The 26,774-nt window shown below is 71.6% G+C and carries 23 protein-coding genes; 11 read left to right on the plus strand and 12 right to left on the minus strand.

The features are described from left to right. Positions 1-47 precede the first annotated feature (47 nt). Positions 48-1,001: a polysaccharide deacetylase family protein gene (locus ACFYXK_RS22725; protein ID WP_389412749.1), complete on the plus strand. Its 954-nt coding sequence runs from the start codon at positions 48-50 to the stop codon at positions 999-1,001. A gap of 14 nt (positions 1,002-1,015) precedes the next feature. After that, on the plus strand, positions 1,016-1,867 hold the full coding sequence (locus ACFYXK_RS22730) for a polysaccharide deacetylase family protein (protein ID WP_389412750.1): 852 nt from the start codon (positions 1,016-1,018) through the stop codon (positions 1,865-1,867). On the opposite strand, the gene ACFYXK_RS22735 is transcribed toward ACFYXK_RS22730, so the two are convergent. Genes ACFYXK_RS22735 through ACFYXK_RS22755 form a run of 5 tightly spaced genes read right to left on the minus strand, consistent with a single transcriptional unit; the run spans position 1,858 to position 7,138 of the window. Next, positions 1,858-3,276: an FtsW/RodA/SpoVE family cell cycle protein gene (locus ACFYXK_RS22735; RefSeq protein WP_389412751.1), complete on the minus strand. Its 1,419-nt coding sequence runs from the start codon at positions 3,274-3,276 to the stop codon at positions 1,858-1,860. The genes ACFYXK_RS22730 and ACFYXK_RS22735 overlap by 10 nt on opposite strands. Beyond that, positions 3,264-4,487, minus strand: a complete 1,224-nt coding sequence (locus tag ACFYXK_RS22740; RefSeq protein ID WP_389412752.1) for an LCP family protein — start codon at positions 4,485-4,487, stop codon at positions 3,264-3,266. Before ACFYXK_RS22740 ends, ACFYXK_RS22735 begins: the two co-directional genes overlap by 13 nt. Positions 4,488-4,543: 56 nt before the next feature. Then, positions 4,544-5,998 carry a sensor histidine kinase gene (locus tag ACFYXK_RS22745; protein ID WP_389412753.1) on the minus strand — a complete coding sequence of 485 codons (1,455 nt, stop codon included), beginning with the start codon at positions 5,996-5,998 and terminating at the stop codon, positions 4,544-4,546. Then, a complete protein-coding gene (locus tag ACFYXK_RS22750) occupies positions 5,991-6,683 on the minus strand; it encodes a response regulator transcription factor (protein WP_389412754.1) in 693 nt (230 codons plus the stop codon). The genes ACFYXK_RS22745 and ACFYXK_RS22750 overlap by 8 nt, the downstream gene beginning before the upstream one ends. A 26-nt stretch (positions 6,684-6,709) precedes the next feature. After that, positions 6,710-7,138, minus strand: a complete 429-nt coding sequence (locus tag ACFYXK_RS22755; RefSeq protein ID WP_389412755.1) for a DUF6234 family protein — start codon at positions 7,136-7,138, stop codon at positions 6,710-6,712. A gap of 286 nt (positions 7,139-7,424) precedes the next feature. Here ACFYXK_RS22755 and groES point away from each other — a divergent pair, with 286 nt between their 5' ends. Both groES and groL read left to right on the plus strand, forming a co-directional pair. After that, positions 7,425-7,733 (plus strand): co-chaperone GroES, encoded by a 309-nt coding sequence (gene groES, locus ACFYXK_RS22760; RefSeq protein ID WP_030154760.1) that lies wholly within the window; start codon positions 7,425-7,427, stop codon positions 7,731-7,733. Positions 7,734-7,842: 109 nt separating this feature from the next. After that, on the plus strand, positions 7,843-9,471 hold the full coding sequence (gene groL, locus ACFYXK_RS22765; protein WP_389412756.1) for a chaperonin GroEL: 1,629 nt from the start codon (positions 7,843-7,845) through the stop codon (positions 9,469-9,471). A gap of 81 nt (positions 9,472-9,552) precedes the next feature. Here groL and ACFYXK_RS22770 read toward each other — a convergent pair whose 3' ends face one another. The 3 genes from ACFYXK_RS22770 to ACFYXK_RS22780 all read right to left on the minus strand — a co-directional run bounded on the left by ACFYXK_RS22770 (position 9,553) and on the right by ACFYXK_RS22780 (position 11,962). Then, a complete protein-coding gene (locus ACFYXK_RS22770) occupies positions 9,553-10,242 on the minus strand; it encodes an ester cyclase (protein WP_389412757.1) in 690 nt (229 codons plus the stop codon). Between the two features lie 105 nt (positions 10,243-10,347). Next, on the minus strand, positions 10,348-11,121 hold the full coding sequence (locus ACFYXK_RS22775) for an SDR family NAD(P)-dependent oxidoreductase (RefSeq protein ID WP_389412758.1): 774 nt from the start codon (positions 11,119-11,121) through the stop codon (positions 10,348-10,350). 160 nt (positions 11,122-11,281) lie between these two features. Beyond that, entirely contained in the window at positions 11,282-11,962 is a 681-nt protein-coding gene (locus ACFYXK_RS22780) for an MOSC domain-containing protein (protein ID WP_389412806.1), read from the minus strand. 106 nt (positions 11,963-12,068) lie between these two features. On the opposite strand from ACFYXK_RS22780, the gene ACFYXK_RS22785 reads away from it, so the two are divergent. Continuing rightward, the gene (locus ACFYXK_RS22785; protein ID WP_328620531.1) at positions 12,069-12,968 is read left to right on the plus strand and encodes a LysR family transcriptional regulator; all 900 of its coding nucleotides are present in this window, start codon (positions 12,069-12,071) and stop codon (positions 12,966-12,968) included. Between the two features lie 103 nt (positions 12,969-13,071). On the opposite strand, the gene ACFYXK_RS22790 is transcribed toward ACFYXK_RS22785, so the two are convergent. Then, on the minus strand, positions 13,072-13,398 hold the full coding sequence (locus ACFYXK_RS22790; protein WP_053786417.1) for a WhiB family transcriptional regulator: 327 nt from the start codon (positions 13,396-13,398) through the stop codon (positions 13,072-13,074). A gap of 379 nt (positions 13,399-13,777) precedes the next feature. Here ACFYXK_RS22790 and ACFYXK_RS22795 point away from each other — a divergent pair, with 379 nt between their 5' ends. The 4 genes from ACFYXK_RS22795 (at position 13,778) to ACFYXK_RS22810 (ending at position 18,378) form a co-directional block, all read left to right on the plus strand. After that, positions 13,778-14,389: a response regulator transcription factor gene (locus tag ACFYXK_RS22795; protein WP_003948568.1), complete on the plus strand. Its 612-nt coding sequence runs from the start codon at positions 13,778-13,780 to the stop codon at positions 14,387-14,389. 428 nt (positions 14,390-14,817) lie between these two features. Further along, positions 14,818-15,447, plus strand: a complete 630-nt coding sequence (locus tag ACFYXK_RS22800) for a sigma-70 family RNA polymerase sigma factor (RefSeq protein ID WP_266664660.1) — start codon at positions 14,818-14,820, stop codon at positions 15,445-15,447. Between the two features lie 164 nt (positions 15,448-15,611). Next, positions 15,612-17,117 carry an IMP dehydrogenase gene (guaB, locus tag ACFYXK_RS22805; protein ID WP_389412759.1) on the plus strand — a complete coding sequence of 502 codons (1,506 nt, stop codon included), beginning with the start codon at positions 15,612-15,614 and terminating at the stop codon, positions 17,115-17,117. A gap of 136 nt (positions 17,118-17,253) precedes the next feature. Further along, positions 17,254-18,378 (plus strand): GuaB3 family IMP dehydrogenase-related protein, encoded by a 1,125-nt coding sequence (locus ACFYXK_RS22810; RefSeq protein WP_389412760.1) that lies wholly within the window; start codon positions 17,254-17,256, stop codon positions 18,376-18,378. 60 nt (positions 18,379-18,438) lie between these two features. On the opposite strand, the gene ACFYXK_RS22815 is transcribed toward ACFYXK_RS22810, so the two are convergent. The 3 genes from ACFYXK_RS22815 to ACFYXK_RS22825 form a co-directional block, all read right to left on the minus strand. Then, positions 18,439-20,166 carry a M16 family metallopeptidase gene (locus ACFYXK_RS22815; RefSeq protein WP_389412761.1) on the minus strand — a complete coding sequence of 576 codons (1,728 nt, stop codon included), beginning with the start codon at positions 20,164-20,166 and terminating at the stop codon, positions 18,439-18,441. A gap of 212 nt (positions 20,167-20,378) precedes the next feature. Further along, complete coding sequence (locus ACFYXK_RS22820) at positions 20,379-20,858, minus strand: hypothetical protein (protein ID WP_389412762.1); 480 nt, start codon at positions 20,856-20,858, stop codon at positions 20,379-20,381. A gap of 138 nt (positions 20,859-20,996) precedes the next feature. Continuing rightward, positions 20,997-22,226: a nucleotide sugar dehydrogenase gene (locus ACFYXK_RS22825; RefSeq protein ID WP_383505680.1), complete on the minus strand. Its 1,230-nt coding sequence runs from the start codon at positions 22,224-22,226 to the stop codon at positions 20,997-20,999. A 262-nt stretch (positions 22,227-22,488) separates the two neighbouring features. Here ACFYXK_RS22825 and ACFYXK_RS22830 point away from each other — a divergent pair, with 262 nt between their 5' ends. Together ACFYXK_RS22830 and ACFYXK_RS22835 are read left to right on the plus strand one after the other, a co-directional pair. Continuing rightward, positions 22,489-24,195, plus strand: a complete 1,707-nt coding sequence (locus tag ACFYXK_RS22830) for a glycerol-3-phosphate dehydrogenase/oxidase (RefSeq protein WP_389412763.1) — start codon at positions 22,489-22,491, stop codon at positions 24,193-24,195. A gap of 176 nt (positions 24,196-24,371) precedes the next feature. Next, complete coding sequence (locus tag ACFYXK_RS22835; RefSeq protein WP_389412764.1) at positions 24,372-26,747, plus strand: serine/threonine-protein kinase; 2,376 nt, start codon at positions 24,372-24,374, stop codon at positions 26,745-26,747. The last annotated feature ends 27 nt before the right edge of the window (positions 26,748-26,774 follow it).

The raw sequence follows: 26,774 nt of genomic DNA on the forward strand, positions 1-26,774 counted from the left end.
CGGTGTCGGCGGGGCGGCGTGCGGGTCGGATGCCAGGATGCGCTGCTATGCAGCTAGTCAGACAAAAGGAACATAAGACGCTCCATGGTCACCGGTCCGCGGTGGGTCCGCGCGGCCGCGTCGGGGTGGCACTGGCCGCACTGCTGGTCGCCGCCCTCGGAACCGGCTGCGGCTCCTCCGTGGACTCCGGGACGCCCGCCAAGGCCGGCAAAGCCGGCAAGGGTGCCGAGGCGGCGGGCGCGGCGGGCGCGGTCGCCGGCACGGCCGAGCAGCTGAAGGCCGCCCAGCAGGCCCGGATCGCCGCGGCGAAGAAGTGGAAGCTGGCCAAGCCGCCGCTGACCGCGCCGGCCGCCCCGAAGACGAAGCCGGAGATCAGCACCCGCGAGGGCTTCGAGGTCGAGGGGCAGGACGACCTCCCGCCCGTCTTCACCACCGTCCCCACGGAGGACAAGGTCGTCTTCCTGACGATCGACGACGGCGCGGAGAAGGACCCCGAGTTCCTGAAGATGATGCAGGAGCTGAAGATCCCGTACACGGCGTTCCTCAGCGACTACCTCGTCCGCGACAACTACCCCTACTTCAAGGAGATGCAGGCCGCCGGCGTCACCTTGAACAACCACACGCTCAACCACCGGTACATGCCGGCCCTCTCGTACGAGGAGCAGCACGAGGAGATCTGCGGCCAGCAGGACACGATCCAGAAGCAGTTCGGCAAACGACCGACGCTCTTCCGGCCGCCGTACGGCAACTACAACGAGGACACGCTGCGCGCGGCGAAGTCCTGCGGCATCAAGGCGGTCCCGCTCTGGAACGCCGAGGCCTTCCCGAACCGCATGGACTGGCGGGAGTGGGACCGCGACCTCCACCCCGGCGACATCATCCTGACTCATTTCCGAGGGCGGGAGGACTGGAAGGGGTCGATGCCTGACATGATCCGTCATGTCATGAAGACCGTCACGGACAAGGGGTATGCCGTGGCTCGCCTGGAGGACTACTTGTGAGGTACGCGCGCCGGTTGACAGCCGGAACGCTGGCGGCCGGCGCGCTCGCGCTGTCCCTGACGGGGTGCGGGAACAGCGTGGACCCGATCGAAAGACTGGGCCGCAAGACGACGGAGGCGCAGCAGTCGCCGACGGCGACTCCGTCGCAGTCGGCGACTGCTGCCGTGCCCGGGGACGAGGCGTACAAGAAGTGGGGCTTGAAGTCCCCCCTGGAGTTCGCCCCGAAGCCGGCCCAGAAGCCCGCCCTCCCGCCGGCCGCCCCGGGCAAGCCCCAGGTGGTGGACCGAATACCCGTCCCGCCCACGGACAAGGTCGTCTTCCTGACCTTCGACGACGGCGCGGAGAAGGACCCCGAGTTCCTGAAGATGGCGGCCGACCTCAAGCTGCCGATCAGCATGTTCCTGACGGACAACATCGCCTCGTCGGACTACGGGTACTTCGAGAAGCTCCGCGACAACGGCTCCGGCAGCACGATCAACAACCACACCCTGACGCACCCGAACCTCCGGACCCTGCCCCTCGCGGCGCAGAAGAAGGAGATCTGCGGCCAGCAGGAGCACCTGGAGAAACGTTTCGGTACGAAGCCGGTCCGCTTCCGGCCGCCGTACGGCAACTACAACGACGACACCCTCAAGGCCGCCGCCGAATGCGGCATCTCGCAGATGGTCCTGTGGCGCGTGTCGATGCAGATCAACAACTTCCAGTACGCCGAGGGCTCCGCCCTCAAACCGGGCGACATCATCCTGGCCCACTTCCGCGGACCGTCGGAACTCAAGGGCTCGACAGAGGTCCAGATGACGACCCGCATGCTCCAGCGCATCCAGGAGCAGGGCTACCGCGTGGGCCGCCTGGAGGACTACCTCTGACCGGACCCGCCGTGCGCCGCCGCCACCACCGGCGTGATCGTCGTTTCCGCCGGGCCCAGGGCGTCCGCCTCGCGCTGGCGTTCCGCGCTGTCGCTGATGCGCAGGAGCAGGGCGATCATGATCCAGTTGGCCAGGAGGGACGAGCCGCCCTTCGCCAGGAACGGCAGCGCCTTGCCGGTCAGCGGGATCAGGCCCGTCACGCCGCCCGCCACCACGAAGACCTGGAGCGCCAGCGCCGCCGACAGGCCCACCGCCAGCAGCTTCCCGAACGGGTCGCGGGCGCCCAGCGCCATCCGCAGCCCCCGCTGGACCAGCAGCGCGTACAGGAGCAGCACCGCCATGACCCCGGCCAGCCCGAGCTCCTCGCCCACCGTGGTCAGGATGAAGTCGCTGCGCCCCGCGAAGCCGATCAGCTCCGGGTGGCCCTTCCCCAGCCCCGTGCCCGACATGCCGCCGGTCCCGAAGCTGAACAGCGCCTGCGCGGACTGGTCCGAGATGACCCCCGGCGGCCGCTCCTTCCAGTAGTACGACAGCGGCTCCAGCCACGCGGCCACGCGCCCCTTGACGTGCGGTTCCGTCGAGCCCACCACGAAGGCGCCGGCCCCCGCCATGAGCAGGCCCGTCACGATCCAGCTGGTGCGCTCGGTGGCGACGTACAGCATCACCACGAAGACACCGAAGAAGATCAGCGACGTGCCCAGGTCCCGCTCGAAGACCAGCACCAGCAGCGACACGATCCACACCGTGATGATCGGCCCGAGCTGGCGCATCGGCGGCAGCCGCATCCCCAGGAACTTCCGGCCCGTCAGGGCCAGCGAATCGCGGTGGATGACCAGATAGCCCGCGAAGAAGACCGAGATCATGATCTTCACGAACTCGCCGGGCTGGAGCGAGAACCCGAACAGGATGATCCAGCGCTTCGCGCCGTACGTGTCCGCGCCGAAGAACGCCGGCGCGATCAGCAGCACCAGCGCGACCGCCATCGTGATGTAGATGAACCGCTGCAGCAGCCGGTGGTCGCGCAGCAGCGCCACCACCGCCAGGCACGCGGCCACGCCGATGACCGTCCACTGCAGCTGCCCGGGCGCGTTCGCCTCGCCGCCGTAGCGCGCGATGTACGACTGGTCGAGCCGGTGCAGCAGCACCAGCCCCAGCCCGGACAGCAGCATGGCGAGCGGGAAGATCAGCGGATCCGCGTACGCCGCGAACCGGCGCACGCCCAGGTGCCCCACCAGCGCCAGCAGCGTCATGCTGATCGTGAAACCGGTGAGGCTGGCGGGCAGCTCGCCGTTCATCGCCAGGCCGGCGCTCGCATGCCCGAAGACGGTGAGGGCGACGACGAAGACGAGGAGCAGCGCCTCGGTACGGCGGCGCGCGCCCGCCGTCGTGAGGGGCCTCAGTCCACGCACGGGATGCCGCCACCGTCGATGGCGGGGCTGCCGCTCGCGGTCGGGGCCGGGGCGGCGGCAGCCGGTCCCGGAGGCGCCCCCGGTGCGTCGCTCGGGCTCGGAGCGGCCGCAGAGGCGGAAGCCCCCGGTCCGATCTGCTCGGCAATGAGGCGCTTTATCTTCATATCGTCTACGACGTTTATGTCCTCGCCATGGTTCCTTCCGAACCGCTCGACGGGCAGCGTCGTGAACACCACTTTCCCGCCGGACAGGTTCTTCGCCTGCTTCACGAATGACAGCAGGTCCCAGCCCTCGTCCGTCACCACGTCCTGTTTCGTGGCGTCGATCAGCTTCATCAGCTTGACCGGATCGGTGAAGGTCCCGGCCGAGTCCAGCTTCTGCGTGGCGCCCGCCAGGAAGGCCTGCTGCCGCTTCGTCCGGTCCAGATCGCCCATGTCCAGGCCGTGCCGCTGGCGTACGAAGGCCAGGGACTGCCGACCGTTCAGGGTCTGGAGGCCCGCCGGGAAGTCGGCGCCCGAGTACGTGTCCCGTACCGGCTTCTTCAGGCACACCGGTACGCCGCCCAGCGCATCCGCCAGGTGGTAGAAACCGGCCAGGTTCAGTTCGGCGAAGTGATCGACCGGGACGCCCAGGAAGTTCCGCACCGTCTTGATCTGGGCCTTGCGCCCGGCCTCCCGCCCCTCGCGCTCCAGTCGGCGCCGGTCCGTGACCCCCTGGCCCGCAAGCCGCTCCTCCTCCTTCGCCTTCGCCAGCCCGTACGCCTTCTTGATCTTGTCCTTGCCCTGGCTCGGTATGTCGACGAAGTCGTCGCGCGGGACCGAGAAGGCCTTCGCCCGGCTGCCGTCGCCGGGCACGTGGAGCAGGATCAGGGTGTTCGCGTTGTAGCCGCCGATGTCGGAGCTGCCGGCGTGCAGCTTGTCGAGGACCTCCTCCGGCAGCTTCTCGCCGTTCCGGTCGCGGCGGCTGTCCAGGCCCATCAGCAGGATGTTGGTGTCCCCGTACCTCGACTTCTCGGCGCCCTCCAGCGCCTTGGAGCTGCCGATGCTGCCGGCGAGGTCCCGGTACGCGTACCAGGCGCCGGCGGCGGCCGTGACGGCCAGCGCGCAGGCGGTGGCGAGCAGGGTGCGGGCGATGCGGCGGGGGCGGCGTCGTGCGGGCCCGCGACGGGGCCGGCGGGCGGGATGGCTGGTCTTCCTCCGGTGCGCGCTCATGGCAGTCGATGGTGGAGGAGGGGTGCTGAAGGATTCCTGAGGGTCCTGAAGGGCGTTCAGGACTCTCGCGACCGGGACCGGGACGGCGTCGCCGATCCGGGCCCCCCGGCCGGCAGGCGCAGGACCAGGCGGATGCCGGGGCCGCCCGCGCGCGAGGGCAGGGCGCGCGCCTCGCCGCCGTGGGCGCGGGCGATCTCGCGGACGATCGACAGGCCGAGGCCCGTGCCTCCGCCGGCCCGGCCGCGGTCCGCGTCGAGGCGTACGAACCGCTCGAAGACCCGGTCCCGGTCCGCCTCCGGGATGCCCGCGCCGTCGTCCTCGACCTCCAGCACCGTCCAGCCGCCGCCGCCCGCGCACTGCGCGGACTCGGCGGCCGCCCGTACGACGACCTCCGTACGGGCATGCCGCAGCGCGTTGTCCACGAGGTTGGCCAGCGCCCGCTCGAGGCGCGCCGGGTCGCCGGCCGCCGGTACGGGCGCCGGCGCGTCCAGCCGGAGCGGAACCCGCGGGGACGGCCGCCGGGCCAGGTCCTCCGCGGCCAGCAGGGCCAGGTCCACGGGCTCGCTCCGCGGTGCCGGCACCGGGCTGCCGTCCAGGCGGGCCAGCAGCAACAGGTCCGCGGCGATGCGCTGGAGCCGCTCGGTGTCGGCCAGCGCGGCCGCGACCGACTCCCGGTCGGGGCGCTCCAGGGCCACCTCCAGCCGGGACCGGACCGCGGCCAGCGGATTGCGCAGCTCGTGCGAGGCGTCGGCGGTGAACTGCCGCTGCCGCGCGTCGGACCGCTCCAGCCGGTCGAGCGTGTCGTTGACGGTCCGGGCCAGCTCCGCGATCTCGTCCGCCCCGCCCGGATCCGGAACCCGCCGGTCCAGCTCGCTGGCCGTGACCGCCGCCAGCCCGGTCCGGATCGCGGCGACCGGCCGCAGCGCATGGCCCGTCACCCACCAGGCCAGGGCCGCCGCGAAGCCGATCAGCGGGGGCGCGCCGGCCAGCAGGCCGAGGGCGATGGCCCGGGTCGCGTCGTCCACGTCGCCGAGCACGGTGACGGCGTACACCTCGTGCCCGCCCGGCGCATCCACCACGACCACCGCGCGCCGTTCCGCGCCGGGGCGCGCGGGCGGGAGCACCGCCGACCGGGAGTCCTCACCGGATGCACCCGATGCCCCCGATGCCGGCGGGCGCAGGCCGCCGAGGTCGGGGGTGTCCCCGAGGTCCCCGGTGGAGGCGACGGTCCGCCCCTGCGCGTCCCGTACGAGGACCAGGTCCACCCCGCTCTCCGGCGCGGGCAGCCGGCCGCCGGGCGGCGGGGCGCGGCCGTCGAGCTGGGCGGCGGCCTTGCGGGCGGCCAGCTCGGTGCGGTTGGTGGTGTTGTCGAGGAGGTTGGTCCGCAGCAGGGTGTACAGCCACAGCCCGCCGACGGCCAGGACCGCGGCCATCGCGAGGGCGGCGGCCGCGGCGGCGCGGCGCCGGAGCGGCCCGGGACCGGTCCTCTTCGAAGGGCCGGTCCTAGCCACCGTCCGGTGCCATCCGGTAGCCGGTGCGGTGGACGGTGCGGATCGAGCGGCGGCCGAACGGGGCGTCGATCTTCTTGCGCAGCGAGGAGACGTACACCTCGACGATGTTCGGGTCGATGGCGTGCGGGGTGTCCCAGACCTGGTCCAGGATGTCCTGCTTGGCGACGGCCAGACCTGGCTGCTCCATCAGGCAGGCGAGCACGCCGATCTCGCGGGCGGTGAGCTCGATGTCCTGCGCACCGCGGCGGCAGCGGCGGCCGGCGGGGTCGAGGACGAGGTCGCCGGCCTGGAGCGTGCCGGCGCCCCCGGCGGAGGCCGTTGCCGTGGCCGCGCGTCGGGCGAGGGCGCGCAGGCGGGCGGCCAGGACCACGAACGAGAACGGCTTGGTGAGGTAGTCGTCGGCGCCGGAGTCGAGGCCTTCGGCCTCGTCGTACTCGCCGTCCTTGGCGGTCAGCATGAGGACGGGCGTGAGGTCGCCGTCGGCCCGTATGCGGGAGCAGATCTCGTAGCCGCTGAGGCCGGGCAGCATCAGGTCGAGCAGGACGGCGTCGTACGAGCGGGTGCGGGCGAGCTCCAGGCCGCGGTGGCCGTCGTGGGCGGTGTCGACCCAGTGGCCGTCGGCACACAGGCCGCGCCGCAGGGACTCGGCGAGGCCTTCTTCGTCTTCGACCACGAGGATGCGCACGCCCCAAGCGTCACATACCGGCCACGTCAACCGGCCGGGCACTCGTGGTTGTCGCCGCCGCTGAAGCACTGCCCGTACGTGCCGCTGTACGGGGACGAGGGCGCGGGCGGATCCGGCCGTAGCTCGGCGCGGCCCTGGTAGGCCAGGGCGGCGGCGCCCACGAGCACGGCCGCACACGCCAGTGCCTGGACGCATCCGGTGACGGGCGCGCTGCGGCGGAAGGCGCGGCCCGAGACGACCCCGATGGCCAAGGCGGCCAGGAGGAGTCCGCCCAGCAGCACGGTCAGGGCCGTATGGTCGCCGCCGCCGTTGCCCTCGGCGTCCCAGGCGGCCATCACCGCCACGTAGAGGCCGATGGCGAGGGCGAAGGCCTCCAGTACGGTCAGCAGCAGGGCCGTGGCGATGTCCGCGCCCCAGTCGGATCCGGTGCGCCTGTCGCGTGTGGGTGTCGTCATGGCCGCAGTGTCGCCCCGGGGGCACAGCCTGCACCTGAGTACGGGTACTCATGCCCGGGCCCCGCATCCCGCGATGCGGCCCGGCCGGACGGTGACGCCGCGCGGAGGCTGAATTGGCACTCCGCTTGACCGAGTGCTAATCGCCGGAATAGTCTCGCACCTGGCACTCGCCACCGGTGAGTGCCAACACAGCGACGGGCAGGTCCGGCACCCGCGACGACGGATCCACCTGGTCGCCACCTCAGACAGTTAGCCCCGTGAGATCTCCGAAGGGGGAGGTCGGATCGTGACGACCACCAGCTCCAAGGTTGCCATCAAGCCGCTCGAGGACCGCATCGTGGTCCAGCCGCTCGACGCCGAGCAGACCACGGCTTCCGGCCTGGTCATCCCGGACACCGCGAAGGAGAAGCCCCAGGAGGGCGTCGTCCTCGCCGTGGGCCCGGGTCGCTTCGAGGACGGCCAGCGTCTCCCGCTGGACGTCAGCGTCGGCGACATCGTGCTGTACAGCAAGTACGGCGGCACCGAAGTGAAGTACAGCGGCGAGGAGTACCTCGTCCTCTCGGCTCGCGACGTGCTCGCGATCATCGAGAAGTAATTCACCGAAGCATTGCTTTGAGCTGCGCCCCTGGTCACCCCGCTGATTGCCGGGCGGCAAGGGGCGTAGTTCGTTAAACCCGAGTTTTCGAGAGGGCTGAACCGCTCCCATGGCGAAGATCCTGAAGTTCGACGAGGACGCCCGTCGCGCCCTCGAGCGCGGCGTCAACAAGCTTGCCGACACGGTCAAGGTGACGATCGGCCCCAAGGGCCGCAACGTCGTCATCGACAAGAAGTTCGGCGCCCCCACCATCACCAACGACGGTGTCACCATCGCCCGCGAGGTCGAGCTGGACGACCCGTACGAGAACCTGGGCGCGCAGCTCGTGAAGGAGGTGGCGACCAAGACCAACGACATCGCGGGTGACGGCACCACCACCGCCACCGTGCTGGCCCAGGCGCTGGTCCGCGAGGGTCTGCGCAACGTCGCCGCGGGTGCCTCCCCGGCCGCCCTGAAGAAGGGCATCGACGCCGCGGTCAAGGCCGTGTCCGAGGAGCTCCTCGCGACCGCCCGCCCGATCGAGGACAAGTCCGACATCGCCGCCGTGGCCGCGCTCTCCGCGCAGGACCAGCAGGTCGGCGAGCTCATCGCCGAGGCGATGGACAAGGTCGGCAAGGACGGTGTCATCACCGTCGAGGAGTCCAACGCCTTCGGCCTGGAGCTGGAGTTCACCGAGGGCATGGCCTTCGACAAGGGCTACCTCTCGCCGTACATGGTCACCGACCAGGAGCGTATGGAGGCCGTCCTCGACGACCCGTACATCCTGATCAACCAGGGCAAGATCTCGTCCATCCAGGACCTCCTGCCCCTGCTCGAGAAGGTCATCCAGGCCGGCGGCTCCCGCCCGCTGCTGATCATCGCCGAGGACGTCGAGGGCGAGGCGCTCTCCACCCTCGTCGTCAACAAGATCCGCGGCACCTTCAACGCGGTCGCCGTCAAGGCCCCCGGCTTCGGTGACCGCCGCAAGGCGATGCTCCAGGACATGGCCACCCTCACCGGTGCCACCGTCATCGCCGAGGAGGTCGGCCTCAAGCTCGACCAGGCCGGTCTGGACGTCCTCGGTTCCGCGCGCCGCGTGACCATCTCCAAGGACGACACCACGATCGTCGACGGTGCCGGCAGCTCCGACGAGGTCCTCGGCCGCGTCAACCAGATCAAGGCCGAGATCGAGTCCACGGACTCGGACTGGGACCGCGAGAAGCTGCAGGAGCGCCTGGCGAAGCTCGCCGGCGGCGTCTGCGTCATCAAGGTCGGCGCCGCCACCGAGGTGGAGCTCAAGGAGAAGAAGCACCGTCTCGAGGACGCCATCTCGGCGACCCGCGCCGCGGTCGAGGAGGGCATCGTCTCCGGCGGTGGCTCCGCGCTCGTCCACGCCGTGAAGGTGCTCGAGGACAACCTGGGTCTGACCGGCGACGAGGGCACGGGTGTCGCGGTCGTCCGCCGCGCCGCCGTCGAGCCGCTGCGCTGGATCGCCGAGAACGCCGGCCTCGAGGGCTACGTCATCACCTCGAAGGTCGCCGAGCTCGACAAGGGCCAGGGCTTCAACGCCGCCACCGGCGAGTACGGCGACCTGGTCAAGGCCGGCGTCATCGACCCGGTCAAGGTCACGCGCTCCGCGCTGGAGAACGCCGCTTCCATCGCCTCCCTGCTGCTCACGACCGAGACCCTGGTCGTCGAGAAGCCGGCCGAGGACGAGGGCGACGCCGGTCACGGTCACGGTCACGGCCACAGCCACTGACGCGCTGAGTAGCCAGCGAAAAGGCCCCGGTCCCGCCGTCAACGCGGCGGTGACCGGGGCCTTTTCCGTGACCGGGGGCCACTACATCGCGCCGAGATCCTTCATCAGGCGCATGGCGTCGTAGTGCCACCAGCCTTCCTTGATCTTTCCGCCCTCGCAGCGGAAGACCGTCGTACCGGTCATCGTGCAGGTCTTGCCGGTCGGGGCGATCCCCATGAACTCGCCCTTGTGCGTACCGGTCCAGGTCCACAGGGTGGTGATGTAGTCGTCCTGCGCCATCTGGGCGTCCCGCGTGAAGGTGAAGTCGAAGGCGCTGCGCCACATCTGCACGTCCTCGCGCATGCCTTCGGGGCCCATCTTGTCCGTGGGGTTGGAGATGTCGTGGTCGTGGTAGTCCGACGCGAAGATCTCGTCGGCGGTGGACAGGTCGCCCTTCATCGCGAGCTCGTCGAACATGCGGTTCGCGATCAGGGTGTTGAGGTGCTCGTCGCGGATGACGTCAAGGTTGGTGAACCGGGGCATCCCGTCGCAGAGGGCCACCATCTCCTGGAACATCTTGTCCGTCTCCTGGAGATGAGAGTTCTTCATGGCCTCTTCGTACGACGGGAATTCGACGACGTCGACGAAGTGCGTGTCGGATTCGCGGTCCCTGCCCACCATGGTGTGGGACACGGTGCGCTTGCCCTGCGTCTGCGCCAGGTACCGGTCGAAGACCTCGTTGACGGCCTCGGGCCTGCTGGTCTCGTAATCGACTATTTGTACGAATGTCATGGCGTCTCCCGGGCTGGATCGGACACGTCCAGTTTAGGGAGATTTCACCCGGTCGGCCGGTTTTCCGGACCGGCCTACCCGTAAGTCACTCGGCGGTCACTCGGACTACTGGGGGCCGTACTTGCGGCCCGTACGCGAGGACACCCCGCCCAGCAGCCCGCGCGGCGTCAGCTTCACCAGGCCCATCAGCGCCTTGTACCGCGGGTCCGGGATCGAGACGGTCTTGCCGCGCGCCAGGTCGTCCAGGGCCGAGGCCACCAGCTTGTCCGCGTCCAGCCACATCCAGTTGGGGATGTTGTCCGTGCCCATGCCGGCGCGCTGGTGGAACTCCGTCCGTACGAATCCGGGGCACAGCGCCATCAGCCGTACGCCGGATCCCGCCAGGTCCCTCGCCGCGCCCTGGGTGAACTGCACGACCCAGGCCTTGCTGGCCCCGTACGTGCCGCGCGGCACGAAGGCCGCCACCGAGGCCACGTTGATGACGCCGCCGCGGCCGCGCGAACGCATCGAAGCGGTGGCCGCCGAGGTCAGCCGCAGAACGGCCTCGATGTGCACCTTCAGCATGGTCAGCTCGTCGGCCATGGAGACCTCGAGGTAGCGGCCCTTGTTGCCGAAGCCCGCGTTGTTGACCAGCAGGTCCACCGGGTGCGTACGGTCGCCCAGGCGCTGTTCGACCGCCGCGATGCCCTCGTCGGTGGACAGGTCGGCGGTCAGCACCTCGGCCTCGATGCCGTGCCGGTCGTGCAGCTCGGTGGCCTGCTCGCCGAGCCGCTTCGTGTCGCGGGCCACCAGTACGAGGTTGTGGCCCTGGGCGGCCAGCCGCCGGGCGAATGCGGCGCCGATGCCCGCCGTGGATCCCGTAATCAACGCAGTCGTCATAGGCGCAACCTAGCCGTCCTGGGTGACAGCTCAAGGGGAGCCCGCCGGGCGGTACCCCTTCGTGACGGTTCCTGCCGCCCGCCGTCGCTTCCCGCTGCGGAACCGCTACTTCCGGCTACATTCGCCCAGCTCCCGGGCGCGCGCCGAGCCGCGCGGCGGGCTACTTCCCGTACTGAGACCCGTACTTCTCCATGTACGCGCGGACCGTCTCGTGCGCCTGCGGCTCCATCGCCCCGCCCGCCGCCAGCGTCCGCGGCAGCAGCGAGCGGTCCGTGGTGAACGCCCGGAACCAGAGCCCCACCGTCACGTCGTGGTCCGGCCGGTGGACGACCTCGATGCCGTCGCCGGGGGAGACCGTGCCCTCCTGGACCACGCGCAGGTACGCACCCGGCCGCACGGCCTGCGTGTACCGCTTGACCCAGGCCTTCTCGCCGAGGGCGCCCTGGAAGGTCCGGCACGGGATGCGGGCCGAGGCCACCTCGAGGACGAGGCCCGCGCCGATCCGCCAGCGCTCCCCGAGCAGTGCACCGGTCACGTCGATGCCGGAGGTGGTGAGGTTCTCGCCGAAGATTCCGGCGGGCAGTTCGCGGTCCAGCTCGCCCTCCCACCAGTCCAGGTCCTCGCGCGCGTAGGCGTAGACGGCCTGGTGGTCACCGCCGTGGTGGCGCAGGTCGCAGACGGCGTCGCCCTCGAGGCCGCTGCCGCCGACGCCCTTGGGCCCCGGGGCGGACACCCGGACCGGGCCGGGGACGGGGCGCTTGCCGATGCCGGTGACTCCGGCCGCCGCGTCTGTGTAGTCGACGGCCGTCGCACGGCCGAGGTTCACGGAGAGGACGCGCAGGGGGGAATGGGGGGCGATGAAGGCCATGGGGCCACGGTAGTCCAGCTTCCTCAAAGAGGCACGGGCGTATTCGCGGTGTGCTCAAAGCTGGGCTTATGCTCGAAGGATGATCGAGGCACGTCATCTCCGGGTGCTGCGCGCCGTGGCCGGCACCGGGTCCTTCTCCGCCGCCGCCCGTGAGCTCGGGTGCACCCAGCCCGCCGTCTCCCAGCAGATGAAGGCGCTGGAACAGTCGGCCGGCACCCCGCTGCTGATCCGGGCCGGCCGCGAGATGCGGCTGACCCAGGCCGGTACGGCCCTGGTGCGGCACGCCGCAGGGATCCTCGCCGGGCTGACCGCCGCCGAGGAGGAGGTCGCGGCGATCGCCGGGCTGCGCGCGGGCCGGGTCCGGCTGGTGTCCTTCCCCAGCGGCAGTTCCACCCTGGTGCCGACCGCGCTGGCCGCGATGCGCGCCGAGCACCCCGGTACGCGGATCTCCCTGGTCGAGGCGGAGCCGCCGCGGTCGGTGGAGATGCTGCGCGAGGGCGACTGCGACCTGGCGCTGGCCTTCCGGTACGGCGGGGCCGCCGGGTCGGCCGCCGAGTGGGAGGACCTCGTGGTGCGGCCGCTGCTGACGGACCGGCTCGTCGGGCTGGTCCCGGACGGGCACCGGCTGGCCGGGGCGGAGCGGGTGGGCATGGCGGACCTCGCCGACGAGCCCTGGATCGCGGGCTGTCCGCGCTGCCGCCGCCACCTGGTGGAGGTGTGCGAGGAGGTGGGCTTCACCCCGCGCATCGACTTCGCGACCGACGACTACCCGGCCGTGGTCGGCCTGGTCGGCGCCGGGCTGGGCGTCGCGGTGCTGCCGGAGCTCGCGGTGGAGTCCGTACGCGCCAAGGGCGTGAGCACGGTGGCCGTGGAACCGGCCGTGGAGCGGGAGGTCGTGGCGCTGACCCTGCCCGACCTGGCGCGGGTGCCGGCCGTGGCGGCGACCCTGGCCGAGCTGGAGCGGGCCGCCACGCGCTGACCGTGACCGTACGGCGGTACGGCGGTACGGCCGAACGCGTGGCGTTCCGGTTCGCGTGCGGGTCGCAGAAACGTTCCTTCGTACGTTTCGGCGAGCTCGTGGATCAGTGCGGGGGGATGGGGCCGATCGTGCTCGACGCGGGGATCAGACGATGGCGTGCGCGCCCCATGAGCTCTTCGCGTTCGTCTTCGGTGAGCCCGCCCCACACCCCGTAGGGCTCGCGGACGGCCAGTGCGTGCGCGGCGCATTCCGAGCGCACCGGGCATCTCATGCAGACCTCTTTAGCCGAGGCCTCGCGCGCACTCCTCGCCGCGCCCCGCTCGCCTTCCGGGTGGAAGAAGAGGGAGCTGTCGACCCCTCGGCAGGCGGCCAGCAGCTGCCAGTCCCAGAGGTCGGCGTTCGGTCCGGGGAGGCGGGAGAAATCTGCCATGGGTAGTCCTCTTGGTGCCGGTACTGAGACGGATACGGTCCAAGTCTCCACACCTACTGTCGGAGTAGATGTAAATATGACTCATTGGGAATCTAGCCTCAGACACGTGCCAAACGGAAGAAAAGCCGCCAAATAGGGCATAGCTCCAGATGGAGGACACGCGGCGAGTGGCACCCGCATCGTGATGGCTTCCTCACGTAGAGTGCCGAAGGTGTCCGTCCGACCCGTAACTCTTTCGAGTGACCATCGTTGAGAGTGCGAAGGCGGTTGAACCAAGAAGTTCCCGGACAGGTGTCCGAGGGCATCGACCGCACAGGTGACGATACGTACCAGCCTGGAGGCTCAAGGTGACGCGCATCAGCAGCTGCGGAGGGCGGTCATGACTTCCGTCCTCGTCTGCGACGACTCCCCGCTTGCCCGAGAGGCGCTCCGTCGCGCGGTTGCCACCGTGCCCGGCGTCGAGCGTGTGACGACGGCTGCCAACGGCGAGGAAGTCCTCCGCCGCTGGGGTGCCGACCGCTCCGACCTGATTCTGATGGATGTACGGATGCCCGGGCTCGGCGGTGTGGAGACGGTGCGCCGGCTGCTCTCGGCCGATCCGGGCGCCCGCATCATCATGCTGACGGTCGCCGAGGACCTGGACGGCGTGGCCCTCGCGGTCGCGGCCGGTGCCCGGGGCTACCTGCACAAGGACGCCTCGCGCGCCGAACTGCGGGCCACGGTCACCCAGGCACTCGCCGACCCGACCTGGCGACTGGCCCCGCGCCGGCTCCGCTCGGCCGAGATGGGCGCCGCGCCCACGCTCACCGCGCGCGAGATCCAGGTCCTGGAGGGCATGAGCCACGGCCGGTCCAACGCGGAGATCGGGCGCGAGCTCTTCCTCTCCGAGGACACGGTCAAGACGCACGCCCGCCGGCTGTTCAAGAAGCTGGGCGCCTCGGACCGGGCGCACGCCGTGGCGCTCGGGTTCCGCTGGGGCCTGGTCCGCTGACCGCGAGCCCGCAGGCCGGACGCTGAGAGCGGTCCCGTCCGCCATCGGCGGGCGGGGCGGCGCGCCGCGTGCCGCCGATCGGGTGAGTGCCCGCCGATCGGGCCCGACCGCGGCCGGTCCCGTCCGGTCCTGTCCGGCCCCGTGTCCCGTACGGTCCGTCCGGAGCACCGTCCCGCCTGTTTCCGTCCCGTCGCACCCGGTGCGTACCGGGGGGTCGGCGGGGCACAATCCGGGGGACGTGTCGCTTCGCGCGCGATGCCGCATGCTTGAGGTGTGGCGCATTTTCTGGGATGGGGCCTCGGGGAGTACTCGGTCGAGCGGGAGGGGAGGGCGCAGTGATGGGTTCGGGCGCACCCGCTCATAACGCTTCGACGCACAACACGGGCCGTGGCGGCGCGAATGCTCCGGCGCCAAGGCACCATGGATTGATGCGCGACGACGAGGCCCCGGGGTCACCCGCGGCCACAGGCTCCACCGGCGCCGCCAAGAGCGGCAGCGCCGGGGCTGTCAGCGCGCTCGTACGCCGTGCCGTGGAGGGTGACGAGCAGGCGACGCACGACCTGCTCGCCTTCGTGCACCCGCTGGCCATCCGCTACTGCCGCGCCCGGCTCTCGCGCCTTCCGGGCGACGCCCGCCACTTCGTGGAGGACCTGGCGCAGGAGGTGTGCGTCGCCGTCCTGATGGCGCTCCCGCGGTACCGGGACACCGGCCGCCCCTTCGAGGCCTTCGTCTTCGCCATCGCCGCGCACAAGGTCGCCGACCTGCAGCGGGCCGCCATGCGGCACCCGGGCAGCACGGCCGTGCCATCCGACGAGATGCCCGAGCGGCCGGACGACTCGCTGGGCCCGGAGGAGCGGGCGCTGCTGAGCAGCGACGCCGCCTGGGCCAAGAAGCTGCTGGCCAACCTTCCGGAGAACCAGCGCGAGCTCCTCGTACTGCGGGTGGCGGTCGGGCTGACGGCAGAGGAGACCGGGCAGATGCTCGGGATGTCCCCCGGCGCGGTGCGGGTGGCCCAGCACCGTGCCCTCAGCCGGCTGCGCGCGCTCGCGGAGCAGTAGGCGGGCAACGGCCGGGCGGCGGCCGAATCCCGTCGACGATTCTTCGTCGACGATCAATAGGAGGAAGCCACGAAACTTGGGCTCGACCCGGCTCGTGGAATGAGACGCGTCGCGATCCCGTTAGCATGGAGATCCGCGCTGAGCAAGACCATTGGGAAGGTGTCATGACTGTGAACGCCGACGGAGTGCCCGACAAATTCGCCACACTCGGCCTCACGTATGACGACGTCCTGCTGCTGCCGGGCGCGTCCGACATGGCGCCGGACGAGATCGACACCTCCTCCCTCATCTCCCGGAACGTGCGCGTCAACGTTCCGCTGCTGTCCGCCGCCATGGACAAGGTCACCGAGGCCCGCATGGCCATCGCGATGGCCCGCCAGGGCGGCGTCGGCGTACTGCACCGCAACCTGTCGATCGCCGACCAGGCGAACCAGGTGGACCTGGTCAAGCGCTCCGAGTCCGGCATGGTCACCGACCCGATCACGGTGCACCCCGACGCGACGCTGCGCGAGGCCGACGAGCTCTGCGCGAAGTTCCGCATCTCCGGCGTCCCGGTCACCGACTCGGCGGGCAAGCTGCTCGGCATCGTGACCAACCGCGACATGGCCTTCGAGTCGGACCGCAGCCGCCAGGTGCGCGAGGTCATGACGCCGATGCCGCTCGTCACGGGCAAGGTCGGCATCTCCGGCGTCGACGCCATGGAGCTGCTGCGCCGCCACAAGATCGAGAAGCTTCCGCTGGTCGACGACGCGGGCATCCTCAAGGGCCTCATCACGGTCAAGGACTTCGTCAAGGCCGAGAAGTACCCGAACGCCGCCAAGGACAAGGACGGCCGCCTCCTGGTCGGCGCCGCGGTCGGCGTCGCCGGCGACGCGTACGACCGCGCCCAGGCCCTGATCGAGGCCGGCGCCGACTTCATCGTCGTCGACACCGCCCACGGCCACTCCCGCCTGGTCGGCGACATGGTCGCCAAGATCAAGTCGAACGCGTCCGTCGACGTCATCGGCGGCAACGTGGCCACCCGCGACGGCGCCCAGGCGCTGATCGACGCCGGCTGCGACGGCATCAAGGTCGGGGTCGGCCCCGGCTCCATCTGCACCACCCGCGTCGTCGCCGGCATCGGCGTCCCGCAGGTCACCGCCATCTACGAGGCCTCGCTCGCCGCCAAGGCGGCCGGCGTCCCGGTCATCGGCGACGGCGGCCTGCAGTACTCCGGCGACATCGCGAAGGCGCTCGTCGCCGGCGCCGACACGGTGATGCTCGGCTCGCTGCTCGCGGGCTGCGAGGAGTCCCCGGGCGAGCTGCTCTTCATCAACGGCAAGCAGTTCAAGTCGTACCGCGGCATGGGCTCGCTCGGCGCGATGCAGTCCCGCGGCGACCAGCGCTCCTTCTCCAAGGACCGCTACTTCCAGGAGGGCGTGGGCGGCGACGACAAGCTCATCCCCGAGGGCATCGAGGGCCAGGTCCCGTACCGCGGCCCGCTCTCCGCGGTCGTGCACCAGCTCGTCGGCGGCCTGCGCCAGTCGATGTTCTACGTCGGCGGCCGTACGGTGCCGGAGCTCCAGGACCGCGGCCGCTTCGTCCGCATCACCTCGGCGGGCCTCAAGGAGAGCCACCCGCACGACATCCAGATGACGGTCGAGGCGCCGAACTACAGCCGCAAGGGCTGAACCGACAGCGCATGAAGGGGGCGGGTCCATCCGGACCCGCCCCCTTGACGTTGCGTCCGTACAGCGGTCACCGGAACGCGGGGCGCCGGGGTTCGGGGATACTGGACGGGCAGACCCAGAGGAAAGGCCACCACACGTGACTGAGATCGAGATCGGGCGCGGCAAGCGCGGCCGCAGGGCGTACGCGTTCGACGACATCGCCATCGTCCCGAGCCGGCGTACGCGGGACCCGAAGGAGGTCTCGATCGCCTGGCAGATCGACGCCTACCGCTTCGAGCTCCCGTTCCTCGCCGCCCCCATGGACTCGGTCGTCTCCCCGCAGACCGCCATCCGCATCGGCGAGCTCGGCGGCCTCGGCGTGCTGAACCTCGAAGGCCTGTGGACCCGGTACGAGGACCCGCAGCCGCTGCTCGACGAGATCACGGAGCTGGACGAGGACGCCGCCACGCGCCGTCTCCAGGAGATCTACTCCGCGCCCATCCAGGCGGACCTGATCCGGCAGCGGATCAAGGAGGTGCGCGACTCGGGCGTCGTCACCGCCGCCGCGCTCTCCCCGCAGCGCACCGCCGAGTTCTCCAAGGCCGTCGTCGACGCCGGTGTGGACATCTTCGTGATCCGCGGCACCACCGTGTCCGCGGAGCACGTCTCCGGCGCCGCCGAGCCGCTGAACCTCAAGCAGTTCATCTACGAGCTCGACGTCCCGGTCATCGTCGGCGGCTGCGCCACGTACACCGCGGCCCTGCACCTGATGCGCACCGGCGCCGCGGGCGTCCTGGTCGGCTTCGGCGGCGGCGCCGCGCACACCACGCGCAACGTGCTCGGCATCCAGGTCCCGATGGCCACCGCCGTCGCGGACGTGGCCGCGGCCCGCCGCGACTACATGGACGAGTCCGGCGGCCGCTACGTGCACGTCATCGCCGACGGCGGCGTGGGCTGGTCCGGCGACATCCCGAAGGCCGTCGCCTGCGGCGCCGACGCCGTGATGATGGGCTCCCCGCTCGCCCGCGCCACCGACGCGCCCGGCAAGGGCCACCACTGGGGCATGGAGGCCGTCCACGAGGACGTGCCGCGCGGCAAGAAGGTCGACCTGGGCACGGTCGGCACCACCGAGGAGATCCTCACCGGTCCGTCGCACATCTCGGACGGCTCGATGAACCTCTTCGGCGCGCTGCGCCGCTCGATGGCCACCACCGGCTACAGCGAGCTCAAGGAGTTCCAGCGGGTCGAGGTCACCGTCGCGGACTCGCAGCACCGCCGCTGACCCGTACGCGCCAAGGGCCGGCTCCCCGGAGGGGGAGCCGGCCCTTCGGCGTACGGCCGGTCAGTTCTTGCCCTTGATCCGGCGGTCCAGGCAGACGCCCCACGGGATCAGGAAGACGCCCGCGAGGATCATCCACCCGAGCAGTTCCTGCGCGGTGGCCCGGGGTATCCGGTCGTGATCGTCGCCCAGGGCGAGGGCCAGCAGGAGCGCCGACCCGCCGATGAGCAGCCCGGGCACACCGAGCACCCACAGCAGCGCGGTGAACCAGACGGAACGCACGGCGGGCGCGGGCGCGGGCGCGGGCGCCGGTCCGGGCCCGGCCGGCTGCGGGATCCGCGACGGGTGGCGGGGCGGCATCGCGACCACAGCCGAGGGCGGGACGGCCGCGTCGATCACCGCCAGTTCGGCAGGGGTGATCCGGTGGTAGAGGGTCGGCTCGACGGTGACGGTGAAGCCGTCGTGGCCGACGAGGTGACGCGCGCCGTCCGGGTAGACCTGCATCAGGGAGCACTCGGCGTACCGGACGGTGACCCGCTGGCCCGGCGAGACCCGGCTGACGCCGTCCTCGGCCAGGCTCAGGAAGACGCCCGGGTCCGCCACCGCCGGGTGGCGCCGGCCGCCGACGATCTCCGGGGAATCGGTGGGCGCGGCCGCCAGTCCCGCCAGGTCCACGCCCCGGCCGGGCACCTGCACCAGGGCGTCGTCCCACACGGCGCGGGCGACCCGGTGGAGGTCGGCGACGGTGACCGCCCCGATCTCGGCCTTCGCCTCGGCGACGGTGAGGTTGCGGTGGCCCAGCAGCAGGTTCACGGCGTGCCCGGGGAGCAGGCGGCCGGCGAGCTCCGGCGTGTCGAACCGGGCCAGCGCGGATGCCCGTACGGCGTCCAGGTCGGCTTGTTCGATCCGGCCGGCCCGCAGCTTCGCGAAGACGTCCAGGAAGGCGCCGACCAGGGCGTCCTGCTTCTGCGGGAGGGCGTCGGCGTACGCGGTGACGGTCGCGGAGTCGGCGTCGCGCGGCGCGTAGTCGCCGGTCGCGGTGGAGGAGTAGCCGCCGTTCTGGCGCAGCTCGCGGAACAGCTCCTTGCCCAGGACCTCGGCGAACAGGCCCGCTTCGGTGGAACGGGGCACGACCGCGGTCAGGACGACGCCCCGCTCGTTGCCCGTGAAGTAGGCCGGGGTGGCGGGCAGCGCCGAGGTGGCCGCCGGGGCCGGGTGCCACGCGCCGCTCGGCAGGGTCAGGTCGAGGCCCTCGGGGACGGTGTCGCCGGTGATCCACAGGACGGCGTTCCCGGCGGTGAACCGGGTCTGCGCCCACGCACGGACGTCGTCCGCGGTCAGGCGGTACAGCCCTGTCTCGGCGTAGCCGGTGAGTCCGTACGAGCGGGAGCCGTAGCGCCACAGGGTGGCGGCGTGCGCCGGGCCGTGGCCCTGGCCGGCGGCCTCGGTGCGCAGGATCTCCTTCTCGGTCTCCAGCCGGTCCGTCGGGAGGTCGCGCAGCGCCGCGCACACGCCGTTGAGGTACGCGACCACCTCGGCGTGCGTGCCGGTGACCTGGAAGTGGGTGTACGCGGCGGCGGTGGCGCCGTTGTGGTGCAGGTCGCCGGGGCCGTGCCGGTGCAGGGCGAGGTGCTCGACCAGATGGGTGATGCCGCTGGTGGCGAGGGTCTCGTCGGCGCGTCCGACGCGGAAGAGGAGCCCGGCGGTGAGGAGCCCCGAGCGGGGGGCGAGGAGGGTGCGGATGCCGTCCACGGTGGTGGTGATGATGCCGTCGGCGTCGGTGGTGTCCATGGTGTCCCCGTCAGCCCTTCACGAGGGCGGTCTTGCGGTGGCGGGTGGACCCGGCCTCGTGGTCGATGCCGCCGGGGGCGCGGATGCGGTCGGCGGGCGCGAAGACGGGCGGGCCGGGCGGGGGCGAGCGGACACGCGCGGACCATATGGCCGCCGGACGGACCGTCGACAGGGAAGTCTGTCGAACGTGCCTGCTCGGAGGGGCCCTTGGATCAGTCGCTGGCCTTCTTGGCCGTGCCGAAGGCGACGAAGCCGCCGATGACGAGGAAGACGTAGTCCATCGCCTCGGCGCCCTTCTGCCAGTAGTCGCCCAGACCGCTGACGCCCACGTTGCTCAGGACGTCGCCGAGGCCGACGTTGCCGAGGTCGGCCAGCGCGAGCGCGATGTAGAACAGCTGGCCGAGGTAGACGGCGCCGATCGAGAGGATCGCCCCGACCACGGGGAGCACGGGGTTCTTGCCGCCGAGCTTTCCGGCGGCGAAGCCGACCAGGATGCCGACGCCGACCGCCGCGTAGCCGACCTGGCGGTCGATCGCGTTCATGATCCCGCCGTACGCGGCGGCCGCGGCCAGGGCGGCGACCACGGCCGCGGCGATGCCGAGGCCGATGTTGCCGGTCCGGGCGGGCTCGGCCGGGTACGGGACGGCCGGGGTCGCGGAGTCGGGCGCGGGCGGCTGGATGTGCTGGCTCATGAAGAAATCCCCCCCAGGGATTCGGGCATACGTGCGGGCGCGGGCAGGAGACATGGGGCGCCGAGGACGTATGTGCGAGATAAGTCGCCGCAGGCTAGCAGCCGGATCCGACATCCGGAGAAGGGATTTGCGGCGTGGTCAGAGCCGGTGCGCCGCACCCGCCGGGCTGGCGCCGCGGGTGTCCAGCAGCAACTGTGCCTTCACCGCCAGACCTTGGAGGTCGTACGTGCGGTGGTGCTGGAGCAGGATCGTCAGATCGGCGTTCGCGGCGGCCTCGTACAGGGATTCGGCGCGGGGGACGGGCTGGTCCCTGACGCGCCATCCGGCGATGTAGGGGTCGTGGTAGCTGATCAGTGCGCCGAGGTCGAGGAGGCGGCTGGCGATCTCGCAGGCCGGCGAGCCCTCCTGGTCGCCCAGATCGGGTTTGTACGTGACGCCGAGCAGCAGGACCCGGGCCCCGCGGGCCGACTTCCCGTGCTCGTTCAGCAAGGTGGCGGAACGCTGGATCACGTACTGGGGCATCCGGCTGTTGATCTCCTGCGCCAGCCCGACCATGCGCAGGGGGTGGCCCGGGGTGCGGGTGGTGTGGGGGAGGTAGTTGGGGTCGAGGGGGACGCTGTGGCCGCCGACCCCCGGGCCGGGCCGGAAGGCCTGGAATCCGTACGGCTTGGTCTCGGCGCAGCGGATGACGTCCCACAGGTCGACGCCGAGGTCGTGGCAGAGCACCGCCATCTCGTTCATGAGGGCGATGTTGACGTGCCGGTAGTTGGTCTCCAGCAGCTGGACGGTCTCGGCCTCGCGCAGGCCGCGCGCGCGGACCACCTTCTCGGTGAGGCGGGCGTAGAAGGCGTGCGCGGACTCGGTGCACGCGGGGGTGAGGCCGCCGATCACCTTGGGGGTGTTGGCGACGCCGTGGGTGCGGTTGCCCGGGTCGAGGCGGCTGGGGGAGTAGGCGAGGTGGAAGTCCCGGCCGGCGCGCAGTCCGGAGCCCTCCTCGAGGATCGGGCGCAGGTAGTCCTCGGTGACGCCCGGGTGGGCGGCGGATTCGAGGATGACGGTGGTGTGCGGGCGCAGCCGGGCGGCGAGCGTGCGGCCCGCCTCGCCGACGGCGGAGAGGTCGAGCGCGCGGTCGGCGCCGAGCTGGGTGGGGGCGCAGATGACGGCGGTGCGGACCCTGCCGAGTTCGGCGGGGTTGGTGGTGACCCGGAAGCCGGCGGCCGACATGCGGCGGATCTCGGCGGCGGTGAGGGTGGAGTCCGTGGCCGGACCGCTGTCGTAGCCGACCGTCTCGATTCCGGCGGCGACGGCCGCCTGGGCCAGCGGGAGGCCGAGGTGGCCGAGTCCGATGACGGCGAGATCTGCGGGCATGGGGTGCCGTCCCTTCCCTGGCATGCATGAGGGGGCTGGGTGCGCAAGTCCTGTGGACCGTGCGGGTCCAGGTGTGGAGCTGGCGCGATGTCAGACTAGGCGTATATATGACCGATGTGTCGTATTACGGGGTGATGGTCGCCGTTGTGTTGTCCACAGGCGGTGGCTGATGTGGGTGCGGCGGGTCAGAATCGAGGGCGGGGGATGTGAGCGGGATCACCCGCACCGAGCGGGGAACACCCGCACCGAACGGGAGGCAGCCGTGAGGACAGCGACACTGGGGCCGGTCCAGCGCGAAGAGGCGCTCGCCCGGATGGCCGAGCGGGAACTGGACGTGCTGGTGGTGGGCGCGGGCGTGGTGGGCGCCGGCACCGCCCTCGACGCCGCGACCAGAGGCCTCTCGACGGGGCTGGTGGAGGCCCGGGACTGGGCGTCCGGCACCTCCAGCCGGTCGAGCAAGCTGATCCACGGCGGCTTGCGGTACCTGGAGATGCTGGACTTCGCCCTCGTGCGGGAGGCCCTGAAGGAGCGCGGCCTGCTGCTGGAGCGGCTGGCTCCGCACCTGGTCAAGCCCGTGCCGTTCCTGTACCCGCTGCAGCACAAGGGCTGGGAGCGGTTCTACGCCGGATCGGGGGTCGCGCTGTACGACGCGATGTCGGTCTCGAGCGGGCACGGCCGGGGGCTGCCGGTGCACCGGCACCTGTCGCGCAAGCGCGCGCTGCGGGTCGCTCCGGCGCTGCGCAAGGACGCGCTGGTGGGCGCCCTGCAGTACTACGACGCCCAGATGGACGATGCGCGGTACGTGGCCACGCTGGTGCGGACGGCCGCGGCGTACGGGGCGCAGTGCGCCAACCGGGCGAGGGTGGTCGACTTCCTGCGCGAGGGCGAGCGGGTCGTCGGGGCGCGCGTGCAGGACGTGGAGGGCGGCGGCGAGTACGAGATCCGCGCGCGCCAGATCGTGAACGCGACGGGGGTGTGGACGGACGACACGCAGGCGCTGATCGGGGAGCGGGGGCAGTTCCACGTCCGGGCCTCGAAGGGCATCCACCTGGTCGTCCCGAAGGACCGGATCCACTCCTCGACGGGCCTGATCCTGCGGACGGAGAAGTCCGTGCTGTTCGTCATCCCCTGGGGGCGGAGCTGGATCGTGGGGACGACGGACACGGACTGGGACCTGGACAAGGCGCATCCGGCGGCGTCCAGCGCGGACATCGACTACCTGCTCGAGCACGTGAACTCGGTGCTGGCGGTACCGCTGACGCGGGACGACGTACAGGGGGTGTACGCGGGCCTGCGGCCGCTGCTGGCCGGGGAGTCGGACGCGACGAGCAAGCTCTCGCGCGAGCACACGGTGGCGCATCCCGTACCGGGGCTGGTGGTGGTCGCGGGCGGCAAGTACACGACGTACCGGGTCATGGCGAAGGACGCCGTCGACGAGGCGGTGCACGGGCTGGACCAGCGGGTCGCCGAATGCGTGACGGAGGACGTGCCGCTGGTCGGGGCCGAGGGGTACCGGGCGCTGTGGAACGGGCGGGCCGGGACGGCGGCCCGGACCGGCCTTCATGTGGTGCGGGTGGAGCACCTGTTGAACCGGTACGGCTCGATGACGGACGAACTGCTGGACCTGATCGCGGCGGACCCCGGTCTGGGGCAGCCGCTGGGCGGGGCGGACGACTACCTCCGGGCGGAGGTGGTGTACGCGGCCTCGCACGAGGGGGCGCGGCACCTGGACGACGTGCTGACGCGGCGGACGCGGATCTCGATCGAGACGTTCGACCGGGGGACGCGGTCGGCGAGGGAGTGCGCCGAGCTGATGGCCCCGGTCCTGGGGTGGGACAAGCAGCAGATCGAGAAGGAAGTGGAACACTACGAGAAGCGGGTACAGGCGGAACGGGAATCGCAACGTCAGCCGGACGACCAGACGGCGGATGCGGCGCGGTTGGGGGCTCCCGACATCGTTCCGTTGTAACTCCGGGATGCGGAGGGGGGAACCGCGGACCCGGGGCGCCCGTCCGTTGCGGAGTGAGGAACAATGAGGGTTCTGCCGGGGCGGGTTACCGCACGGGTTCTGCCGGGGCGGGCCACCGGGGACCCCGGAGGCTGCCGGAGCAGCCTGAGCAGGCGGCACGATCGCAGAGGGGACGCATGTCGAAGCCGGAGCACACCGAGTCGCCCGCCGAGTCGCCTGCGGCGAAGCAGGACCGGGCGAAGCCTGTGTCGGCGGAGCCGAAGTCGCCTGCGGCGAAGCCTGGCGCACCGCAGGCTGCGGAGCCTGACGCCGCGAAGCCTGCCGCCCCGCCTGCGGCGGAGCCGGGCGTGGCCGAGCCTGCGGCTGCCGCCGGGGCGGCGAAGCCGGAGGCCGATGAGCCTGCTCCGGCGAAGGCCGACCTGAACAAGCCCGCGGCCAAGCCTGCCGCGGCGTCTGACGGGTCGGCGAAGCCGGCGGGCGCGGTGGCCGAGCCCGAGGACAAGAAGTCCGCCGGTGCGGCGAAGCCCGCGGCGGGGAATCCCGTCGTCGAGAAGGCCGATGCCGTTGCGGCTGCGGTCAAGGCGGCTGCCGCCAAGGCCGCCGAGGGCGCGGGAGCCGAGGGGCGGCTGCTCGCACGCCGCTACCGGCTGCGCGAAGTGCTCGGCAAGGGCGGCATGGGCACCGTCTGGCGCGCCGAGGACGAGACCCTCGGCCGGACGGTCGCCGTCAAGGAACTCCGCTTCAGCAGCGGCGTCGACGAGGACGAGAAGCGCCGCCTCATCACCCGTACGCTGCGCGAGGCCAAGGCCATTGCCCGGATCCGCAGCGGCGGCGCCGTCACCGTCTTCGACGTCGTGGACGAGGACGAGCGCCCGTGGATCGTCATGGAGCTCATCGAGGGTCCCTCCCTCGCCGAGTTCATCCGTGAACACGGCGCCCTGACTCCCCACCGCGCCGCCGAGGTCGGCCTCGCCGTGCTCGACGTGCTCCGCGCCGCGCACGGCCAGGGCATCCTGCACCGCGACGTGAAGCCGTCCAACGTGCTCATCGCCCGCACCGGCCGCGTCGTCCTCACCGACTTCGGCATCGCCCAGGTCGAGGGCGACCCCTCCGTCACCTCCACCGGCATGCTCGTCGGCGCCCCCTCGTACATCTCCCCCGAGCGCGCCCGCGGCCAGAAGCCCGGCCCGCCCGCCGACATGTGGTCCCTCGGCGGACTGCTCTACGCCGCCGTCGAGGGCGTCCCCCCGTACGACAAGGGGTCCGCGCTCGCCACCCTCACCGCCGTGATGACCGAGCCGGTGGAGCCGCCCAAGAACGCGGGTCCGCTGACCGAGGTCATCTACGGCCTGCTGGCCAAGGACCCGGCCCGCCGCCTCGACGAGGAGCGCGCCCGGGCGATGCTCACCGCCGTCGTCAACGCGCCGGAGCCGGCCCCCGCCCCCGTCCTCGCCCCGGCCGTCGAGGAGACCCGGCAGATCTCGCTGGCCGACGCCAAGGAGGCAGCGGCCAAGGTCACCGCCGAAAAGGCTGCGGAGAAGGCCGCCGAGAAGGCGGAGAAGAAGGAGCGCGAGCGGCTCGAGCGCGAGCAGCGCGAACGGGCCCGCGCGGCGCTGAAGGCGACCCGCAAGGCCGCGGCGGCCGCAGCGGCGGCGACGGCGGCGACGGCGGCCTCGGCGGCCGAGCCCCCGGCGACGGGCAGGCCCTCGCCGGTCGCGGCGCCGCTCACCGACGTCATGTCCCGCCGCACCATCGCCCTCGCGATAGCGGGCGTGGTCGTCGCGCTCGCCGCCATCGGATCCCTGATCGCGTACGTGGTCAGCGGTGACGACCCGTCCGGCAAGAAGGACGAGGGCAAGGGCGGCCCGGGTGCGACGGCTTCGGGCACGCCGAACCCCAGCGCGTCCGCCAAGACCGGAGAGACCAACGCCACCGCAGGCAAGGGTGGCAGCGGCAGCGCCGCCGCCACCGGCGGCACCGAGCCCGGCCAGGCGCAGTCCCCGGGCGGGCAGCAGGGCCAGGGCCAGGGCCAGAGTCAGGGCCAGGGCCAGAGCCAGGGTCAGGGCGCCTCGCCGGGCAGCCCCGGAGGCGGACTTCCCGAGGGCTACGCCAAGGTGACGGACCCCGGGTTCCACTTCTCCATGGTGATGCCGTCCGGCTTCAAGGTGACGGGCATAGCCGGCGAGAACTCCGGAGCGATATACAGCCGCGACGGCGGCTTCCCGCGCATCCAGGTCGACTACACCAACAGCCCCGGCAACGACGCCCGCGCCGCGTGGGCGGAAGCGGTCGCCGGAACGGCGAGCTCCAGCACGAACTACCGGACGATCCGGATCGACGCCACGGAGTACAACGGCTACCCGACCGTCGCCGACTGGGAGTTCGAGCGGGAGCAGAAGGGCATCAAGGTCCGGGTGCTCAACCGCGGCTTCAAGGTGGACGCGAAGCACGGCTACGCCATCATGATCAGCTGCGCGGCGGACCAGTGGGACGGCGCGGAGTGCACCACGATGCGCAACACGGCGTTCGCGACCTTCCAGCCGCTCGGCTGAACAGCCGCTCGCCACGAGCCTTTCCAG

Source organism: Streptomyces sp. NPDC002209 (assembly GCF_042890265.1).
In the GTDB taxonomy this organism is placed as follows: domain Bacteria; phylum Actinomycetota; class Actinomycetes; order Streptomycetales; family Streptomycetaceae; genus Streptomyces.

What these genes read in the sequence shown, in the direction of transcription:
- ACFYXK_RS22725 (WP_389412749.1), top strand. Translation starts at nt 48, where the DNA reads ATGCAGCTAGTCAGACAAAAGGAACATAAGACGCTCCATGGTCACCGG.
- ACFYXK_RS22740 (WP_389412752.1), bottom strand. Translation starts at nt 4,487, where the DNA reads ATGAGCGCGCACCGGAGGAAGACCAGCCATCCCGCCCGCCGGCCCCGT.
- ACFYXK_RS22755 (WP_389412755.1), bottom strand. Translation starts at nt 7,138, where the DNA reads ATGACGACACCCACACGCGACAGGCGCACCGGATCCGACTGGGGCGCG.
- groL (WP_389412756.1), top strand. Translation starts at nt 7,843, where the DNA reads ATGGCGAAGATCCTGAAGTTCGACGAGGACGCCCGTCGCGCCCTCGAG.
- ACFYXK_RS22770 (WP_389412757.1), bottom strand. Translation starts at nt 10,242, where the DNA reads ATGACATTCGTACAAATAGTCGATTACGAGACCAGCAGGCCCGAGGCC.
- ACFYXK_RS22775 (WP_389412758.1), bottom strand. Translation starts at nt 11,121, where the DNA reads ATGACGACTGCGTTGATTACGGGATCCACGGCGGGCATCGGCGCCGCA.
- ACFYXK_RS22785 (WP_328620531.1), top strand. Translation starts at nt 12,069, where the DNA reads ATGATCGAGGCACGTCATCTCCGGGTGCTGCGCGCCGTGGCCGGCACC.
- ACFYXK_RS22790 (WP_053786417.1), bottom strand. Translation starts at nt 13,398, where the DNA reads ATGGCAGATTTCTCCCGCCTCCCCGGACCGAACGCCGACCTCTGGGAC.
- ACFYXK_RS22795 (WP_003948568.1), top strand. Translation starts at nt 13,778, where the DNA reads ATGACTTCCGTCCTCGTCTGCGACGACTCCCCGCTTGCCCGAGAGGCG.
- ACFYXK_RS22800 (WP_266664660.1), top strand. Translation starts at nt 14,818, where the DNA reads ATGCGCGACGACGAGGCCCCGGGGTCACCCGCGGCCACAGGCTCCACC.
- guaB (WP_389412759.1), top strand. Translation starts at nt 15,612, where the DNA reads ATGACTGTGAACGCCGACGGAGTGCCCGACAAATTCGCCACACTCGGC.
- ACFYXK_RS22815 (WP_389412761.1), bottom strand. Translation starts at nt 20,166, where the DNA reads ATGGACACCACCGACGCCGACGGCATCATCACCACCACCGTGGACGGC.
- ACFYXK_RS22820 (WP_389412762.1), bottom strand. Translation starts at nt 20,858, where the DNA reads ATGAGCCAGCACATCCAGCCGCCCGCGCCCGACTCCGCGACCCCGGCC.
- ACFYXK_RS22825 (WP_383505680.1), bottom strand. Translation starts at nt 22,226, where the DNA reads ATGCCCGCAGATCTCGCCGTCATCGGACTCGGCCACCTCGGCCTCCCG.
- ACFYXK_RS22835 (WP_389412764.1), top strand. Translation starts at nt 24,372, where the DNA reads ATGTCGAAGCCGGAGCACACCGAGTCGCCCGCCGAGTCGCCTGCGGCG.